Origin of the sequence: Vulgatibacter incomptus, from assembly GCF_001263175.1 — a bacterium.
In the GTDB taxonomy this organism is placed as follows: domain Bacteria; phylum Myxococcota; class Myxococcia; order Myxococcales; family Vulgatibacteraceae; genus Vulgatibacter; species Vulgatibacter incomptus.
The window spans coordinates 2,031,182-2,048,066 of record NZ_CP012332.1; the positions used below are offsets into that span (position 1 = coordinate 2,031,182).

General features: G+C 68.8%; 11 protein-coding genes and 1 pseudogene. 7 read left to right on the forward strand and 5 right to left on the reverse strand.

The features are described 5' to 3' along the window. Positions 1–8: 8 nt before the first annotated feature. From gltC to AKJ08_RS20885, 3 genes and pseudogenes are all read right to left on the reverse strand, one after another. Entirely contained in the window at positions 9–1,847 is a 1,839-nt protein-coding gene (gene gltC, locus AKJ08_RS20365) for an adventurous gliding motility protein GltC (protein ID WP_240475470.1), read from the reverse strand. A gap of 17 nt (positions 1,848–1,864) precedes the next feature. Next, complete coding sequence (locus AKJ08_RS20370) at positions 1,865–2,644, reverse strand: outer membrane beta-barrel domain-containing protein (RefSeq protein WP_050725638.1); 780 nt, start codon at positions 2,642–2,644, stop codon at positions 1,865–1,867. 43 nt (positions 2,645–2,687) lie between these two features. Next, positions 2,688–3,731 (reverse strand): annotated as a pseudogene (locus AKJ08_RS20885) (outer membrane beta-barrel domain-containing protein); the annotation flags it as partial. Between the two features lie 93 nt (positions 3,732–3,824). Between AKJ08_RS20885 and cglC the strand changes: the two are divergent. Beyond that, on the forward strand, positions 3,825–4,334 hold the full coding sequence (gene cglC / locus AKJ08_RS08330) for an adventurous gliding motility lipoprotein CglC (protein ID WP_050725640.1): 510 nt from the start codon (positions 3,825–3,827) through the stop codon (positions 4,332–4,334). A 136-nt stretch (positions 4,335–4,470) separates the two neighbouring features. On the opposite strand, the gene AKJ08_RS08335 is transcribed toward cglC, so the two are convergent. Further along, entirely contained in the window at positions 4,471–4,950 is a 480-nt protein-coding gene (locus AKJ08_RS08335) for a TIGR02266 family protein (RefSeq protein ID WP_082342936.1), read from the reverse strand. Between the two features lie 79 nt (positions 4,951–5,029). On the opposite strand from AKJ08_RS08335, the gene AKJ08_RS08340 reads away from it, so the two are divergent. Continuing rightward, on the forward strand, positions 5,030–7,381 hold the full coding sequence (locus AKJ08_RS08340) for a gluzincin family metallopeptidase (RefSeq protein WP_050725641.1): 2,352 nt from the start codon (positions 5,030–5,032) through the stop codon (positions 7,379–7,381). 121 nt (positions 7,382–7,502) lie between these two features. On the opposite strand, the gene AKJ08_RS08345 is transcribed toward AKJ08_RS08340, so the two are convergent. Further along, the gene (locus tag AKJ08_RS08345) at positions 7,503–9,020 is read right to left on the reverse strand and encodes a tetratricopeptide repeat protein (protein ID WP_050725642.1); all 1,518 of its coding nucleotides are present in this window, start codon (positions 9,018–9,020) and stop codon (positions 7,503–7,505) included. 198 nt (positions 9,021–9,218) lie between these two features. Here AKJ08_RS08345 and AKJ08_RS19760 point away from each other — a divergent pair, with 198 nt between their 5' ends. The 5 genes from AKJ08_RS19760 to gspE all read left to right on the forward strand — a co-directional run bounded on the left by AKJ08_RS19760 (position 9,219) and on the right by gspE (position 16,885). Next, the gene (locus AKJ08_RS19760) at positions 9,219–9,698 is read left to right on the forward strand and encodes a Cif family virulence factor (protein WP_050725643.1); all 480 of its coding nucleotides are present in this window, start codon (positions 9,219–9,221) and stop codon (positions 9,696–9,698) included. Positions 9,699–9,719: 21 nt separating this feature from the next. Continuing rightward, the gene (locus AKJ08_RS08355) at positions 9,720–11,129 is read left to right on the forward strand and encodes a sigma-54-dependent transcriptional regulator (protein WP_240475471.1); all 1,410 of its coding nucleotides are present in this window, start codon (positions 9,720–9,722) and stop codon (positions 11,127–11,129) included. Positions 11,130–11,327: 198 nt separating this feature from the next. Beyond that, positions 11,328–12,230: a type II secretion system protein GspC gene (gene gspC, locus AKJ08_RS08360; protein WP_050725644.1), complete on the forward strand. Its 903-nt coding sequence runs from the start codon at positions 11,328–11,330 to the stop codon at positions 12,228–12,230. 92 nt (positions 12,231–12,322) lie between these two features. Beyond that, a complete protein-coding gene (gene gspD, locus AKJ08_RS08365) occupies positions 12,323–14,989 on the forward strand; it encodes a type II secretion system secretin GspD (protein WP_050725645.1) in 2,667 nt (888 codons plus the stop codon). A gap of 123 nt (positions 14,990–15,112) precedes the next feature. Further along, positions 15,113–16,885, forward strand: a complete 1,773-nt coding sequence (gspE, locus tag AKJ08_RS08370; RefSeq protein ID WP_205624787.1) for a type II secretion system ATPase GspE — start codon at positions 15,113–15,115, stop codon at positions 16,883–16,885.

Below are 16,885 nucleotides of genomic sequence, written 5' to 3' on the forward strand. Positions count from 1 at the left end.
ACGCATCCTCATCTCCCCTTGCAGCCCTTGGTCAGGGTGTACTGGTAGGTGCCGAGCTCGTCGCGCCAGAACTCGCCCTCGTAGGGCCAGTACACGTGCTCGTCGTCCACCGCGGTGGAGTACTTGTAGTTCTCGATCGGGGAGACACGCTTGCCCTTGCTGAGCGACGCCTCGAGGACGTCCTTCTCGCTCGTGCCGATCTCCGCCTTGATCGCGAGGGCCCGGTAGTTGAGCGACGCGAGCTCCTTGCGCTCCTTCTCGAGCTTGCGCTTGGCGTAGAAGCCCGCCTTCCGCTGGAGCTCCACGCGCTGGGCGTCGAGGTCCGCGATCAGGCTCTTCGCGAGGCCGGAGAAGCGGAAGAGCTCCCGGCGCGAGGCGATCCCGTCCAGCTCGCCCTCGAGCTCGAGGATCGAGTCGTTCAGGTGCCGGAGCTCCTTGTCCGAGAGCGCGAGCTTAAGGATGCCCTGGAGCATCCGGTTCGTCTCTCCGCCCTTCTCGTCCTTCTGCAGGTCGGCGAGGACGCCGTAGTAGTCCTGCGGCGTGGAGAACGGGCGGGCCAGGATCTTCTCGAGCTCCGCGTAGAGCGAGTAGTAGCGGGCCCGGAACTCCTCGACGATCCGGTTGGCCTCCGGGTAGCGGCAGTTCTCGTAGTAGATCACCGACTGGAGCACCATCGCCTCGGGGAAGTACTCGTCCCGGAAGAACGGCGACTGGAGCGTGATCATGTTCCCGAGGGCCTGCTCGTTCTCGCCGAGGCGGAAGTGGGCCCACGACGCCTCGTAGAGCGACTGGAGCCACTGCTCGCTGCCTCGGGCGATCCGGCTGTAATAGAAGGCCGCGAAGCGGTTCTGGCCGTGCTCGTAGTGGATGCGCGCGAGCTGCATCAGCGCCTGCTCACGGAGCTGGGTGTCGACGACGCCGCCCCTGCGCGGGTTCAGGGCGCGGACCACGTCCTTGAACGCCTCGAGTGCAGGCGTGAACTTCCCGTTCACGTAGAGCGTAAGGCCGTCGAGGTAGCGGGCCTTCGCGTTAAAGCGCGACCCCCGCGGCACCATCGCGAGGAGCCTGCGCGCCTCGTCGAAGCTCTCCTGCGCCTGCTGGAGGTGTCCGCGCTTCGCGGCCTCGTCCACGCCCTGAGCGGCGTCGAGCAGGGCCTTGCCGCGCACGAAGTTGTACTTGGCGAGGAGGTAGCGGTACTCGTCCCGGTACTTCTCAGGGAACTCGACCCCGGCGAATCGGGCGATCTCGTCGAGGACCACCGTCTGGTTCGTCGCCTTGTGGGCGATGAAGAAGAGCCACTCGAGGCTCGTGGCGAAGTACGGATGCGCTTCGCCGCGGTCCAGGATCCGCCGGAACACCGAGAGGGACGAGTGGTACATCCCCAGGCGGTAGAGCGACTTGCCCAGGAGGTACTCCGCCTGGGGGTGCTGATCCGCCGCGGTCGGGTCCTGGAGGATCTCGTGGAAACCGAGGGCCGCCGTCTCGAAGCTCTTCTCCTGGAAGAGCCTCATCGCGGCGTCGAGCTTCTGCCGGTCGGCGGTCTTGCCGGTGACGTCGAAGCCCTCGAACGAGAGCGTCGGCGGGGGCCTCGTAGGCAGGGCCTTCGGCTGGGCCGGCGCCTCCGGAGCGGCCTGCACCGGAGGTGCTGCGGGGGCCGACTTGCGCGGCGGCGGCGGCGGCGCGCGCCGCTTGGGCTGCTGCTTCGGCGGGGCGCGCCGGGCGGGCGCCGGCTTCTTGGAGTCCGAGTCGTCCGAGAGATCGAGGCCCTCGAACGAGATCTGGGCGTGCACCGCCAGGGGCGAGGCGACGAGGAGAACGGCGGCCATCGCCGCCAGGACGTTGCGCATGAAGGGCTCCATGGGGCTCACGCGCCTCCCTGCCCAAGGAAGAAGGAGAGGCCGACGCCGAAGAGGAGCTGGTTCTGCGTGCTCTGCTCCTTCCCGGTCTTCCCCTGGATCTCCACGCGGTAGATCACGTCGCGGATCTCGAGGCGGAGGGCGGCCCAGCGCGACAGCACGTAGCGCTGACCGACGCCGAGGTGGATCTCCGGCAGGAACTTGGCCTCCACCTCGCTTCCGCCGGGGGGCGCGACCTTCGACTCGATCACGCCGGCACCTGCGAGGAAGTAGGTGTCGAAGTGGAGGACGCTCTCGGCCAGCACCGAGATCTTCCCGTAGAGCGGCGCCCACGATGCGTCGACGCCGGCGAGGATGCCGAAGTCTCCAGGTGCCCGGACCAGCTCCTCCTTGGTGGGCAGGCGGCAGCCCTGGCCGCTCGAGTCGCAGCGGGAGACCGCACCCGACGGGCTGCTCGTGGCCCAGGACGCGTTGAGGCCCAGCATCCACTTCTCGTCGAGGTGGTAGGCGTAGCGCAGCCCGAAGAGCGTCTTCGAGTAGAAGGGATCGCCCAGCGAGATCGCGATCGTCGGGGAGATCTCGTGGCGGCCGTCCTTCAGGAAGAGGTGGCCCGAGACCGGACGGATCCGCTCGTCGAGGTCGAGGTTCGTCTGCGGGGCGACGGCGTTCGACGCCTTGGCGTCCGCAGCCGCCTCCAGGGCGGCGTCGTCGTCGGCGCGGGCCGGCATGCCGAGGCCGCAGGCCAGCAGCACGAGGAGAACAGGGAAAAGGCGCACGGAGCGATGCATTACCGGGCCTCGTAGGAGAAGGAGGGGGGATCCAGAACGAGAGGCCGACGTTCAGCGTCAGCACCTTCTGGATCTCGGAGATCTGCCGGTCCTGGGGCCTGTCGGCGTAGAGGAGCTGCTTCACCCAGAACTGGAAGGCCATCCAGTCGGCCACCGCGAAGCGCTGTCCGACGCCGATGTCGACCGCCGGGTGCGCGCCGTCGCCCACCGGGTCGCCGGAGGTCTGGGACCACGCTGCGCCCACGCCCGTCATGAGGAAGAGGTCGTACTGGACGATGGTGTTGAACCAGGAGAGCTTGCCGTAGATCGGCGTCCACACGAAGTCGAGGCCCGCGTTCCAGTCGAGCTTGGAGGAGAGAAGGAGCGACTTCAGCTCCCGCTTCGCGATCCGCACGCTGTCGGTCTGCGAGATGCCGAACTTCTCATAGTGGAGCGAGAGCGCGAGCGAGTCCGCCAGGTGGTAGCTCGCCGAGATGCCGCCGCCGATCTTCGTATAGAACGCGTCGTTCAGCGACATCGCGAAGGTCGGCGCCACTTCGAGCCGCCCCTTCTTCAGGAAGTGCTTCCGCTGCACCGCCTTGACGCGATCGTCGACGACCGTCTCCGGCGCCGACTCGCGGATCCGGCCCCCCATCCGTTCGGCCAGCTCCTCCGCCGACACGGGCGGCGGCTGGCGGGGCGAGGCCGCCTCGTCGGCGCCATCGTCCGAGAGGTCGAGGCCGAGCTCCTGGGCGAGGGCCGGCGGGGCCATCACCAGGGCCAGGGCGAGCCCGATCGAGCGGATGGCCGCCGTTCGGAAGCCGACTCCCCTTCCGCGGGGCGCAATCCGGGATTCCGTCTTCATCACTCCCCGCTCTCGCCGCCGCTGCGACACTCGTGCTGACTCTTCACCAGAGGGGTCCTCCGGCGGGCGGCTGGGGCGCCGGGGGGGCCTTGCCCCGCGGAAGCTCTGCCGTTCCTCGCCATAGTCCAAAATCTTCAATGGCCGGATGCTACAGCGTGGATCGCGGATGGGCAAGGTTCCTGACCGCTTCTCCACATCGGGTGCGAGCATGTCGCAGATTGCCTCACCGCGGAATGAAGTCATCGCCCCAGTGCGGGAGCGATTCGCCTCTGGCTCGCGAAACGCGAATCTTTCGGAATCTTGAGCTTGCCCCTGGAGCTGTGCTACCGCTTGGCCATGCACCCTCGACTCTCGACCTCGATCCGCTGCGCTCTCGGTGGGCTCGCCGTGCTCCTCCTCTCCGCGGGCTCCTGCGTGGACACCGACATCGGCGCCCCCTGCCAGCTCCAGAAGGACCGCTTCGACGAGTCGCTCCCCGGTTGCCGCGGCGTGAGCCCCGACGACATCGCCCAGCACCCGGAGTGCTTCCACCCGACCGCCGGTGAGCTGAACCAGGGTAAGGCGAAGGACTACATCTCCTTCGGCGCCGCCGAGTGCGACAACCTCACCTGTGTGCGTTCGAGGGGGGAGCCCGACCTCGCCAGCGAGACGGAGCCGAGCGGCTACTGCTCCGGCGAGTGCATCAACGACCAGGACTGCGCCTCGGAGAACGGCAAGTTCAGCTGCCGCGCCCTCGTCTTCGACGACGAGTTCCTGCACTACCTCGCCGACACGCTCTCGCCCGAGGAGTACAACCGGTACCTCGGCCGTCTCGAGAACTCGAAGTTCTGCACCCGGGCGCAGTAGCTCCCCCGGCTACACGATTTCGCCTCGACGGAGGGCGCTGCCACCAGGCGGCGCCCTCTTCGTGTTTTCGAGGCGCATCCCCGCGCGGCAGAGTCGCCGGATGCCCGGCCCGGCGTTGCGCCAGTGGAAGCGGCGATCAGCGCCGGCCGGTGCCCCGGCTCAGGAGCTTCTCGGAGAGCGAGGCGCCGAGGTTCTCCACCAGCAGGCGCTCCATGGACTCTTCGGTGCTCCGGCGCTCCTCGTCGGAGGTGTAGACGAAGCGGATCCCCATGCCGGGGTCGGCCTCGCCCGAGCGCGCCCAGACCACCTCGCCGACGAGCTCGAAGGGGCTTGGCCGCGTCGGCACCGAGAGCGTGAAGCGGAAGAGCGTCCCGACCGCCAGCGGCTTCTCGGTGCGGATGAAGGTTCCGCCTCGCGAGATGTTCCGGGTGTAGTCGGAGAGGAAGGTATTGAGCCGCCGGTAGTTCACCTTCAGCTCGATCGGGATGCGGGCGTGGATGCGTCCGCCGTCGACGCGGCTCTCCGGCGTATGCTCGGCGAAGGCGCCGGCCGTCGCTTCGTCGGGCACGGGTGCCCGGTCGTCCGCCAGGGGGTCCGCTCGCCGATCGTCCGCCATGGTCGCGTGGGATCCTCGATCAGGTGAAGGCCGAGCATACACGACGCGGCAGGCCGCCGCGAAAAAGGGAGACGGGCGAATGGAGATGGGACCGGTAGCGGCCCGAGCGGTGGCTCTCTGCAGGCGCCCGAGGGTGCGCCTCGCGCTCGCGGCGTCGCTCGCCACGGGCGCGCTCTCGACGGCTCTGCCCCTCGCCCGGGTGCCCGGCTTCGAGTCGGCCCTGGCGGCGAACGTGGTGGTGGCGATCCTGGGCGGGATCCTCGGCGTGGCCTCGGCTCGGCAGGAACGGCAGCTGAGCACCGCGGGCCAGCGCGTACGCTTCGAGCCGAGTCCCTCCTCTCTCACCGCCGCCCTCCGCAGCACGTTCGCGGCCTTCCTGCCGGTCGCCGGGATCGTCGCCGCCTTCGCCTGCGCGGCGTCGATCGCGGGCCTCTTCGGACCCCACTGCTCGATCACCGCCGGCCTCGGCTGGTACCCGGTCCTGCCCCTGCCGTCCGCGCTGCTCTCCTGCGCCGTCGGCGTGCTCTGCGGCGCGCTCTTCAGCCGCCGATTCGCCCCGGGCCTCGCATTCGCCGGGATCCTCCTTCTCTCTCTCGTCGCGTCCGCCCTGCCCCTCGCGGTGGGTCCACAGGCCTTCCTCTACAACGCGCTGGCGGGCTACCTCCCCGGCCCCCTCTACGATGAGGTCGTGCGGATCGGCCCCGCGCTCCTCTGGTACCGGCTCCACACCCTCGTCCTCGCCGCCGCGGCGATCGGGGCCGGCGGCCTTGCCTGGGGCGGGAAGCCCGCGTTCCGTCCCGCGTCCATGGGCCTCCTGGCCGCGTCGCTCGCCCTCGCCTTCTGGGGCTTCTCGGCCCGGCACGAGCACGGATGGGAGCAGAGCGCGGCGAGCGTCGAGAACGCCCTCGGCGCCCGGCGCGAAGGCGCGCGCTGCACCGTCATCCTCCCTCGCGAGCTCGACCGCGCCGACGCGGCACGGTTCGTCGACGAGTGCGATCATCGGGTCGACGAGCTCGAAGCCTTCTTCGGCGTCCACGCCAGCAGGCCCACCGTCTTCCTCTACCGGAGCAAGGAGGAGAAGCGGCGCCTCACGGGCGCGGCGGGGACCCAGTTCGCCAAGCCCTGGCTCGGACAGATCCACGTGGAGAATCGGGGGTTCCCGCACCCGATACTGAAGCACGAGCTGGCACACCTGGTGGCAGGGCCGCTGGGCCGCGCGCCCTTCGACGTCGCCGCGTCGGCGTTCGGCCTCCTCCCGATCCAGGGCCTCGTCGAGGGAGCCGCGGTCGCCGCCGACTGGCCGCCTGGCGAGCTCTCCGTCCACGAGGAGGCGAAGGCGATGCGCGAGCTCGGCCTCGCGCCGCGCCTCGACCGGATCCTCTCCGCGACCGGCTTCTGGTCCGAGTCCGCGCCGCGCGCCTACACCTACGCCGGCTCCTTCGTTCGATGGCTCGTGGAGACGAGGGGCCCCGAGCGCTTCGGGAGGCTCTACCGCGACGGCGACTTCGAGGCGGCCTACGGCGCGCCGCTCGCGGCGTTGGTACACGAGTGGGAACGGCACCTCGACGAGCTGGAGCTCGCCGACGGCGCGCGGGCGCTGGCGGAGCTTCGCTTCCGGCGCCCCGCGATCTTCCGCCGGCCTTGTGCGCGCGAGGTCGCCGAGCTGTCGGCTGACGCCGGCGCCGCGCTCGCGTCGGGCGACGGCCTTCGCTCCGCCGAGCTCTACGGCCGCTGCGCCGCCCTGGATCCCGGCGATCCCACCTTCCTCCGGGCCCAGGCGGCCGCCTTCGCCTCAGCAGGGTCGTCGGCGCCGATCGAGTCTCTTCTGGACGTAGCCGAACGGCATCCCGCTCGCACCGCCCTCCTCCGAGCGAACCTGCTGGCTCTGTTGGGGGATGCCCGGGCGAAGTCCGGCGAGCTCTCGGCGGCCGCGTCCGCCTACGCCGAGGCCGCGAAGATCGAGGTGGACGCCGGCGCGCTTCGGACACTGACCGTGAAGCTCGAGGCCACCTCCGATCCCCGGATCGCCGCTGTCGTTCTTCCCTACCTCGACGTCGGCTCGGACACGAAGCTCCTGGCGATCCGCGAGCTCCTCACCGAGCGCCCCGACTTCCGCACCGGCTGGTACCTCGTGGGCCGGCGCCTCCAGCAGCGGGGAGAGGCCGCCGCCGCGCTGGATGCCCTCGATCGCGCTCTCGAGCCCGGCCTCCTTCCGGTCCTCTCGTTCGAGGCCGGGCGCCTTCGCGCCCTCGCCCTCATCGACCTGGGCCGCGCCGCAGAGGCCTGTCCCGCCCTCGAGCGGCTCGCGGAGGGCGGAACGGGCATCGAGCGCTCAACCGCCGCCGACCTTCACGGCCTATGCGTCCACCGGACAGATTCGAAGCCGGGCTTCGGCCACGCGGAGGCGGCCCCCGCCAGCGGCGAGCCCTGATTCATCCGGGAAAACCTTGAACGCGCTGCCGGCGGACTACGTGACGAGCGCACAAACGAACACGCCGGCCCGCGCTTGGAAGCGCGGCCGGCGTGCGGGTGAAGCTCAGTCTCTTCCGAAACTACCGGACGAGCTGCGTGGCCTCGGACTCCCAGACATCGGCGTACTTCTTCTGGCCGTTCTTCAGGAGGAGCTGCTTGACCTCCTGGATCGCGCCGGTGAGCTGCTCACGCGGGGCCTTCGAGTTGCGCCACTGGGTCAGCGCGGTCGCGTACTGCTGCATGCCTTCCTCCCACTCCTTCTTCTCGAAGCGGATGTTGGCGAGCTGCACGTAGACGGGCGGGTTGAACTCCCTGGCGCGGACGGCGATCTCGAGGACCTTCTGCGCCTCGTCGAGCTTCTTCTGGGCGACGAGCGCGCTGCCCTTCGCCAGGTAGGCGTCGGCGTTGGTCTCGTTCGCCTTGATGGCCTCGTCGAACTTCGCGATGGCCTTGTCGAGCTGACCGGCGGCAGCGAAGACCGCCCCGTACTTCAGGAAGTAGCGGTCGTCCTTCTTGAGCGGGAACTTCTCGAGGTAGGAGGTCGCCTTCGCGGCGTCGCCCGAGGCGATCAGGGCCTCGGCGGCGTCGAAGTAGAACGCGGCGACGTAGCGATCCGCCTCGATTGCCTTGTCGAAGGAGGCTGCTGCAGCGCCCGGGTTCTTGCGGGCCTCGGCGCGGGCCTTCGCTGCGAACGCCCACGCGAACGAGGGATCCACCTCGGCGGCCTTGGTGGCAGAGGCGATGGCCTGGTCGACCTTCTGCTCGAAGAGGCGGAGCTCGGCCTGGGCCGTCAGCGCGCGAGCCTTGAGGGCCGGCGTGAGGTCCGTGGCAGCGACCGCCCTCTCGATGGCCTCGGTGGCCTCCTTGATCTGCTCGCCGCGCATCAGGCGGGCGCGGGCGGAGCCGAGCTGGCTGCCGAAGTGCTCGGAGTTCGCGGTCAGGCCCTTCTGGAAGTACGCGAGGGCGTTCAGCGCGTCGCCCTCCTCCAGGTAGCTCTCACCGATGAGCTGGGCGAAGCGGGGGTTGCGCCAGTCGGCGTCGAACGCAGCCTTGAAGGCGCGCCGGGCGTCGTCGAGCTTGCCCTGGGCCCGCTGGGCCTGGCCGAGGGCCGCGTAGATCCGCGCGCCGCCGCCGCCCTTCTCGAGGACGTCCTTGGTGAGGAAGGTCTCGGCCTGGGAGGCCTTGCCGTCGAAGGTCTGGACCAGCGCCTCGGCCGAGTACTGCTCGGCGATGCCGGGGTTGGCCTTCATGGCCGCGGCGGTCTTGGCCTTCGCGTCGGCCTGCTTCGCGGCGACGTGGTTCTCGCCCCAGAGGATGGCGTCGGTCTCGGCGAGCGCGGCCAGCGAGTAGCCGTGGGAAGAGTCGTACTTCTCGATGACCTCCTTCAGCTTGGCCTCCGCCGCGGCGTAGTCGGCGGGGTTGTCCTTGAGGAGGAGGAGCTTCGCCTCCGCTGCGACCTTGTTCGCCGCCTTCGAGTTCTCGGTGCGGTGGAGGTACCAGTAGAACCCGCCACCGAGGATGACGGCGACCAGGACGACGTCCCGAACCATCCGACCGGCACCCTGCTTGCTCTTGCTGCCCGAATCCTTGTCGCTCATGCATCCTCCGGCGCTCTTACGTCGCCAGAAAATCGTGGCCCAAAAGTCGATTGGAAGCACGCTTGCATAGCAAGGCATTCGAACGAGTGTCAAGGAAGCACCTCCGGGATCCGACCGTGCGAGACCGGGGGAATACGTTGACAGACTGCGGGTTTGTGTGCGGTAACCGTCGGCTCCCCTGCGAAAGGTCTTCGAGACGTGAAGCGCTTGCTCCTCCTCCCACTCGCCGCGGTCCTCGCTCTTTCGGCCTGCACCACCCGCTACATCGGGCAGACCCGGATCGAAGACAACGAGGTGAACCGGGAAGTGCTCCGGGTGGTTGAGCAGTATCGGCGCGCAATCGAAGATCGGGACGCCCAGCGGGTCCTCGAGCTCACCGCCGACGACTTCTTCGAGGATCCGGGCACGCCGAACGATCCCTCCGACGACTACGACAAGGGGGGCCTTCGCCATCGCCTCGAGCAGACCTTCTCGAAGATGCAGGATCAGCGGCTCCGGATCGAGGCCCGCAAGGTGGAGCTGAGCAAGGACGGGAAACAGGCATTCGTGGAGTACCGCTTCGAGTTCCGCTACCGCCTCAACCTCGCCAACTCGACCGAATGGCGCGACGCGAGCGACCTGAACCGGGTCACGCTCAAGCGCGTCGACGGCGCCTGGAAGTTCGTCGCGGGGCTTTGACCTCCGCCTGGGGACCTCCACTTGGGAACGACCGAACAGGCAGCGGCCCTGCCGCCGACCGACGTCCCGGTCGTCCTCGTCGTCGACGACGATCGGGCCAACCTCGACTCGGTTTCCCGGATCTTCGAGAAGGAGGGGCTCTCGCCCCGCTCCGCGTACTCTGGCGAGGAGGCCCTCGCCGTCCTGCAGCGTGAGCGGATCGACGTCCTGATCACCGACTTGATGATGCCGGGGATCTCCGGCGCGGATCTCCTCCGCGCCTGCCGGAGCGTCTCGCCAGAGACCGAGGTGGTCCTGATGACCGCCCACGGCACGGTGGAGACCGCCGTCGAGGCGATGAAGGACGGCGCCTACGACTTCCTCACCAAGCCGCTGAAGAAGCACAACCTGGTCAAGAGCGTCCGCAAGGCCCTCGAGAAGCAGGAGCTGGTCAAGGAGAACCGGCGGCTGCGGGCTCGGGTAGCGCAGCTCTCCAAGACCGGCGGCCTGGTCGGCAACTCGCCCGCCTTCCGGGCGATCATGGACATCGCGAGGCAGGCGGCGCCCTCCTCCGCGACCATCCTCCTCCTCGGCGAGAGCGGCACCGGCAAGGAGCTCGTCGCCCGCGCCATCCATGACCTCTCGACCCGCGCCGACGCCCCCTTCGTCCCCCTGAACTGCGCCGCGATCCCGGAGTCGATCCTGGAGAGCGAGCTCTTCGGTTACGAAAAGGGCGCGTTCACCGGGGCCGCCGGCCGCAAGGAGGGCCGCTTCGAGAGGGCCCATCGCGGCACCCTCTTCCTCGACGAGGTCGGGGAGATGAGCCCGTCGGTGCAGGTCAAGCTCCTGCGCGCGATCCAGGAGGGAGAGATCGAGCGCCTCGGCGGAACGCAGGCCGTGAAGGTCGACGTCCGCCTGGTCGCGGCGACGAACCGGGACCTCGCCCAGGACGTGAAGGAGGGGCGGTTCCGGGAGGATCTCTACTACCGGCTGAACGTGGTGAAGATCGGGCTGCCCCCGCTCCGCGAGCGCCACGGCGACGTACCGCTCCTGTCGGACCACTTCCTGCGCGCCTTCTGCGAGAAGAACGGGAAGACGATCCTCGGCTTCACCAAGGCCGCGATGGAGGCGATGGAGCGCTACGGCTGGCCCGGGAACGTCCGCGAGCTCGAGAACGCGATCGAGCGGGCGGTCGTGCTCTCCCGCGGCGAGATCGTGGACCTCGTCGACCTGCCGGAGACGGTGCGGGGCGCGATGGACGGCGCCGCCGGCAGCCGCGCGATCGTGATCCCGATCGGCACCCCCATGGACGAGATCGAGCTGCGGGTGATCCACGAGACCCTGCGTGTCACGGGGGGCGACAAGACCCTCGCGGCCCAGCTCCTCGGCATCGCGACCCGGACGATCTACCGGAAGCTCGATCGCGAAAAGTCGGCCGCCGAGCTCGACTGATCCCACCCAAAAGTCCTCTTTTGTCAGCTGGTCGCAGTCGGCGCAGGCCGCCTTGCCAATTTGTCACGGCCCGCCCGATCGCCCGCTGGCCGAGCGCCGAATGGGAAGGCCACCTGAACCGTTTCCCTCGAAATTTCGCGGGTCGCCGCACCCGGGAGCGAGTGGCACGCTCGTTGCTACCCGTCGGGTTGGAATTCCATGGAGCTACTCTTTCGCAAATACTTCTGGACGCTGAACCTGGCCTTCCTGGCCGTGGCGGCCCTGCTCTGCGCGGGCATCGCCAACTCCTGGATCACGTCCAAGATCGCCCCCGGCCTCTCCTTCGGCTTCGACGTGCCCGTCCGCGCGCCGCCCCCGACCGCAGGCGGCCCCGCCAGGCTCCACCTCGAGACGACGGCGTCCTTCCTGGGGATCGTTCTCCCCAAGGACGAGCCCGTGGCGATCCCGCGTGAGCCGGTCTTCGACCCGAACGCCGCTCCCGTCCGGAGCTCCCTGCGGGTCAGCCTGATCGGAACGATGGTCGCCAACCGGCCGGAGTGGTCCCTCGCCACCATCCGCGACGACAACGCACGCGAGACCGGCGTCTACATGCCGGGCGATCGGCTGCTCGGCGCCGAGGTCCTCGAGATCGAGCGCCTCCGGGTGATCATCAAGAACGAGGGCCGCAAGGAGTACATCGCCCTCGGGGAGATCGGTCCGCCGCCTCCCCCGATGACGGCCGTCTCCGCCGTCCCGCCTGCCGTCTCCTCCGGTGGCGACGCGAACGTCCGGCAGATCGACGACAACAACTACGAGATCACCCGCGACGAGCTCGACAAGCAGCTCTCCAACCTCAACGCGATCGCGACGCAGGCCCGCATCGTCCCGTCGTTCAAGAACGGCGTCGCAAACGGCTTCAAGCTCTTCTCGATTCGACCGGGCTCGCTCTACTCGAAAATCGGGATCGAGAACGGCGACGTCATCCGAAAGATCAACGGCTTCGAGATCAACAGTCCCGAGAAGGCCCTCGAGCTCTACGCGAAGCTGAAGGAAAGCTCGAAGGTCGAGCTCGAGCTCGAACGCCGTGGGCAGGTCATCCCGAAATCCTACGTGATCCGCTGAAGCGATCACCTTCGCTACCTGGGCCCCTCCGCGGGACCCGATGGGCCCTCACGGCCGAGCGTTCGCCGAGAGTATCCAGAGCAGGACAGCCGATGCAGATCTTCCGCACCTACGCCACGACCGCCACCATCGCCGCCCTCCTGCTCGCTGCAGCGCCAGCCGCCGCACAGGTGCCCGTGCGCCCCTCCATCGGCAAGGAGCTCGACCGCCCCGGCCGGAACCGGCCGGCGATCGGGTCGCCCCAGTTCCAGCAGCGCGCCGCGGTGCAGGGAGCGGCCCAGCCTCCTGCTCCCGCCCAGGCGGCGCCGCCGCCGGCAGGGTCGCGACAGCCTCCGGCGACGCAGCCGCCGCGGCAGCAGCAGGCGCAGCAGCAGGGGCAGCAGGGGCAGCAGCAGGCACAGCAGGCGCCGTCCAAGGAGCAGCTCCGGCAGGCCTCCAAGCGGTCGGGCAAGTTCCAGCTCGACTTCAACAAGGCGGAGATCGCGGACGTGGTCCAGACGATCTCCGACTTCACCGGCAAGCTCTTCATCGTGCCGGAGAACATCCGGGGCAAGATCACGATCGTGGGCCCGGAGGACGGCACCGGCCTCGTCACCGCCGACGAAGCCTACGCCGCGTTCCTCTCGGGCCTCGAGGCGAACAACTGGACCGTCTACCCGGTGGGCAAGTACCTGAAGCTCGTCGAGAAGCGGTCGGCGGCGACGAGCAACACCTGGACCTACGTCGAGCCGGGCTCGATCGTCCCCGACGACGAGCGCGTCGTCACCAAGGTCATCCGCCTCCACTACGTGGACACCGACGCGGTCTCGAACCCGCTCAAGCAGCTCATGTCCAAGGACGCGACGGTGATCCCGATGCCTCCGGACACGCTGATCGTGACCGAGGTCGCGCTCAACCTGCGCCGCATCGAGCGGATCCTCGCCGCCCTCGACCAGCCCGGCGGCGGCGACGAGCTCCGGCTGATCCAGATCGAGTACGCCACCGCCGCCGAGATCTCCGAGAAGCTCCTGCAGATCTTCGAGGCCCAGGGCGGCGGGAAGCCGGGCCAGGGACGTCCTGCGCCCAGGCCGATGGCGGCGACCCGGCCGATGCCCGGCTCGCCCGAGGCCCCGTCCGCCCCCGGCTCCGATCAGGGAGCGCCCAGCATCACGCGGGTGATCCCCGACGAGCGCACGAACAAGCTGATCGTGGTGGCGAACCGCAAGGCCTTCGACCAGATCGAGGGGCTGATCCGCCAGCTCGACGTCCCGACGGGTGAAACCGGTCGTATCAACGTCTACTACCTGGAGAACGCCAAGGCCGAGGACCTCGCCTCCACCCTCCAGGGCCTCACCTCCGGCGCGTCCACCCAGGGACCGCAGGGCCGCCCCGGCATGCAGGGGCGCCGTCCGGGAGCCCCCGCGGCAGGCCAGGCCGCCCAGGCCTCGGCAGCGGCGGAGCTGCTGTCCGGCGAGGTGAAGGTCTCGGCGGACAAGGCCACCAACTCCCTCGTGATCGTGGGATCGGCGCAGGACTACAAGAACATCGTCAAGGTGATCGAGAAGCTCGACATCCCGCGGCGGCAGGTCTTCGTCGAGGCGGTGATCATGGAGGTGAACCTCCGGAACACCAACGAGCTCGGCTTCAGCCTCCACGGCGGCGCCACCGTCGACACCGAGAACGGGATCGCGCCGATCGTCGTGGGCTCGCAGCTCGGCTCCGCCTCGTCGCTCAACCTGTCGAGCCTCGTGTCGATGGGCGGCTTCCTCGCCGGCATGCAGGGGCCGCCGATCCCCGCCGCCACCGAGCTGGGCGTCGCCCTGCCCTCCTTCGGCGTGGTGATGCACGCCATGACCCGCAACTCCGACGTGAACGTGCTCTCCACGCCGCACATCCTCACCTCGGACAACGAGGAGGCGGAGATCACGGTGGGCCAGAACGTGCCCTTCCAGGCCGGCTTCGCGCCCCAGGGGATCTCCAACCTCTTCAACCAGACCGGCGCCAACGGCAGCAACGCGATCGCCGGCGCCCTGGGGAGCGGCTTCGGCCTGGGCTCGCTCTTTGCGCCGATCCAGCGGCAGAACGTCGAGCTGAAGCTAAAGATCAAGCCGCAGATCAACGAGAGCAACTACATCCGCATGGAGGTGGAGGAACAGACCGAGGAGATCGCAGAGCAGGATCCCGTGCTCGGCCCCACCACCGCGAAGCGCACCGCGAAGACGGTGGTGGTCGCGCAGGATCAGACCACGGTGGTGATCGGCGGCCTCATCCAGGAGCGCACGATCAAGTCGGTGCAGAAGACGCCGATCCTCGGCGACATCCCTGTGCTGGGCTGGCTCTTCCGCGACACCGCCACCACCAAGACCAAGACGAACCTCCTCCTCTTCCTCACGCCCTACATCGTCCGGGATCAGAGCGACTTCCGCCGGATCTTCGAGAGGAAGATGCGCGAGCGCGAGGAGTTCATGGCCGCGTTCTACGGCACGAGCTCCGAGTACGAGGTCCCCGTCGACTTCGCGCGCAAGGCCGGGCCGGTCTCGATCGTCTCCAAGCAGGTCGAGCAGGAGATGCAGAAGCTCGAGAACGGCGGTCCGGGCGCGCCGGGCGAAGCCAAGGTGGCCCCGAACAAGCGCTCGAACGAGCACCCGGCCGAGCGGTCCCATGCCCAGCAGGGCGAGCAGGAGGCTCCTGCTCAGCCGGCTCCTCCGCAGGGCGGCTTCGACTCGGAGACCGATCACGAAGCCCCTGCCGCACCGGAGGTTCCGCCCGAGAACGAGTAGCCCGACGAGGGGCTGCCCCTTCGCCGGATGCAGGAACTAGGACGGCCGATCCGGTCGTTGATGCTCGGACGCGACGACGGCGTCCGCAGGGTTGGCCCCGGAGCGCCGGGGATGGATGGAGCGATGGCGAGCGAAGCACAGCCACAGATCGACGACACCGGTCGCGGGCCCGTCTCCCTCTGCGGGAGGCCCCTCGGAGAGATCCTCCGCGAGACCGCGGGCCTCGACCGGCGCAAGCTCGAGGAAGCGCTCTCCCGGCAGGCGGAGTCCGGCGGGCGGCTGGGCGAGATCCTCGTGGGGATGAAGGCCGTGAGCGAGGAGCAGGTCCTTCGCTCGCTGGCCCTCCAGCTCGACCTCCCCTTCGCGGAGAAGATCGTCGAGAGGGACCTCGACATCGAGCTCGTCAAGCGGATCCCGATCAACTTCGCCAAGCAGTTCAAGGTGATCCCGCTCGCCCGCCGCGACGGCGCCATCGAGGTCGCGGTCGCGGATCCCCTCGACACCACCGCCCTCGATCAGGCGCGGCTCACGCTCCAGGGCGCGATCTCGCCCGTGGTGGCGACGCCGCAGACCATCGTGGACGCCATCAACTCGGTGTTCGAGAAGCTCTCACACGAGGCCGACGCCCTCGGAGGGAACCTCGACTCCGAGGAGAACGACGCCCTCGCCCAGGAGGTGGAGGAGGCCCCCGACCTCATCGACTCCGGGGACGACGAGGCGCCGATCATCCGCCTGGTGAACTGGCTGCTGAAGCGCGCCGTGAAGGAGCGGGCCAGCGACATCCACATCGAGCCCTTCGAAAAGGAGCTCGTGGTGCGCTACCGCGTCGACGGCGTGCTCAAGGAGGTGATCAAGCCTCCGAAGCGCTTCCAGAAGGCGATCACCTCCCGAATCAAGATCATGGGGCAGCTCAACATCGCCGAGACCCGCCTGCCCCAGGACGGTCGCATCCGGATCAAGATCGCCGGCAAGGAGATCGACATCCGTCTCTCCACCGTGCCCACCGCATGGGGCGAGAGCTCGGTGATGCGTCTGCTCGACAAGAGCAACGTGCTCCTGAACCTCGAGGACATCGGCTTCGAGCGCGATCAGCTCGACGTGATCGACCAGCTCATCAACCGCTCCCACGGGATCGTGCTGGTCACGGGCCCCACGGGCTCCGGCAAGACGACCACGCTCTACGCCGCCCTCAACAAGATCAACCAGCCCGACCTCAAGATCCTCACCGCCGAGGATCCGGTCGAGTACCAGATGAAGGGCGTGAACCAGGTCGCGGTGCAGGCCAAGATCGGCCTCACCTTCGCCTCGGCGCTGCGCTCCTTCCTCCGCCAGGATCCCGACGTGATCCTCGTCGGCGAGATCCGAGACCTGGAGACGGCGGAGATCGCCATCCAGGCCTCGCTCACCGGTCACCTGGTGCTCTCCACCATCCACACCAACGACGCGCCGAGCGCGATCACGCGTCTCGCGGACATGGGCGTGGAGCCCTTCCTCGTGGCCTCGTCGCTGATGGGCGCCCTCGCCCAGCGCCTCGTCCGCACCCTCTGCAAGCACTGCAAGGAGCCGTACGCTCCCACCGAAGAGGAGCTCGCCGAGGTGGGGATCACCCCGGCGATCATGAAGAAGCACGGCACGGGCGTGCTCATGCGCGCCAAGGGATGCCACGAGTGCAACAACCTCGGATACAGGGGCCGGACCGGTATCTACGAGCTGATGCTCATCGACGACGAGATCCGGCAGATGATCCTCAAAAACGTCGACTCCAACACCGTGAAGAAGCACGCCATCTCGGCCGGCATGATGCCGCTCCGCGACCACGGCGCGGTCAAGGTGGCCCGCGGCGTGACCAGCGCCGCCGAAGTCCTCCGCGTCGTCCAGGACGACGTCGTCCTCTAG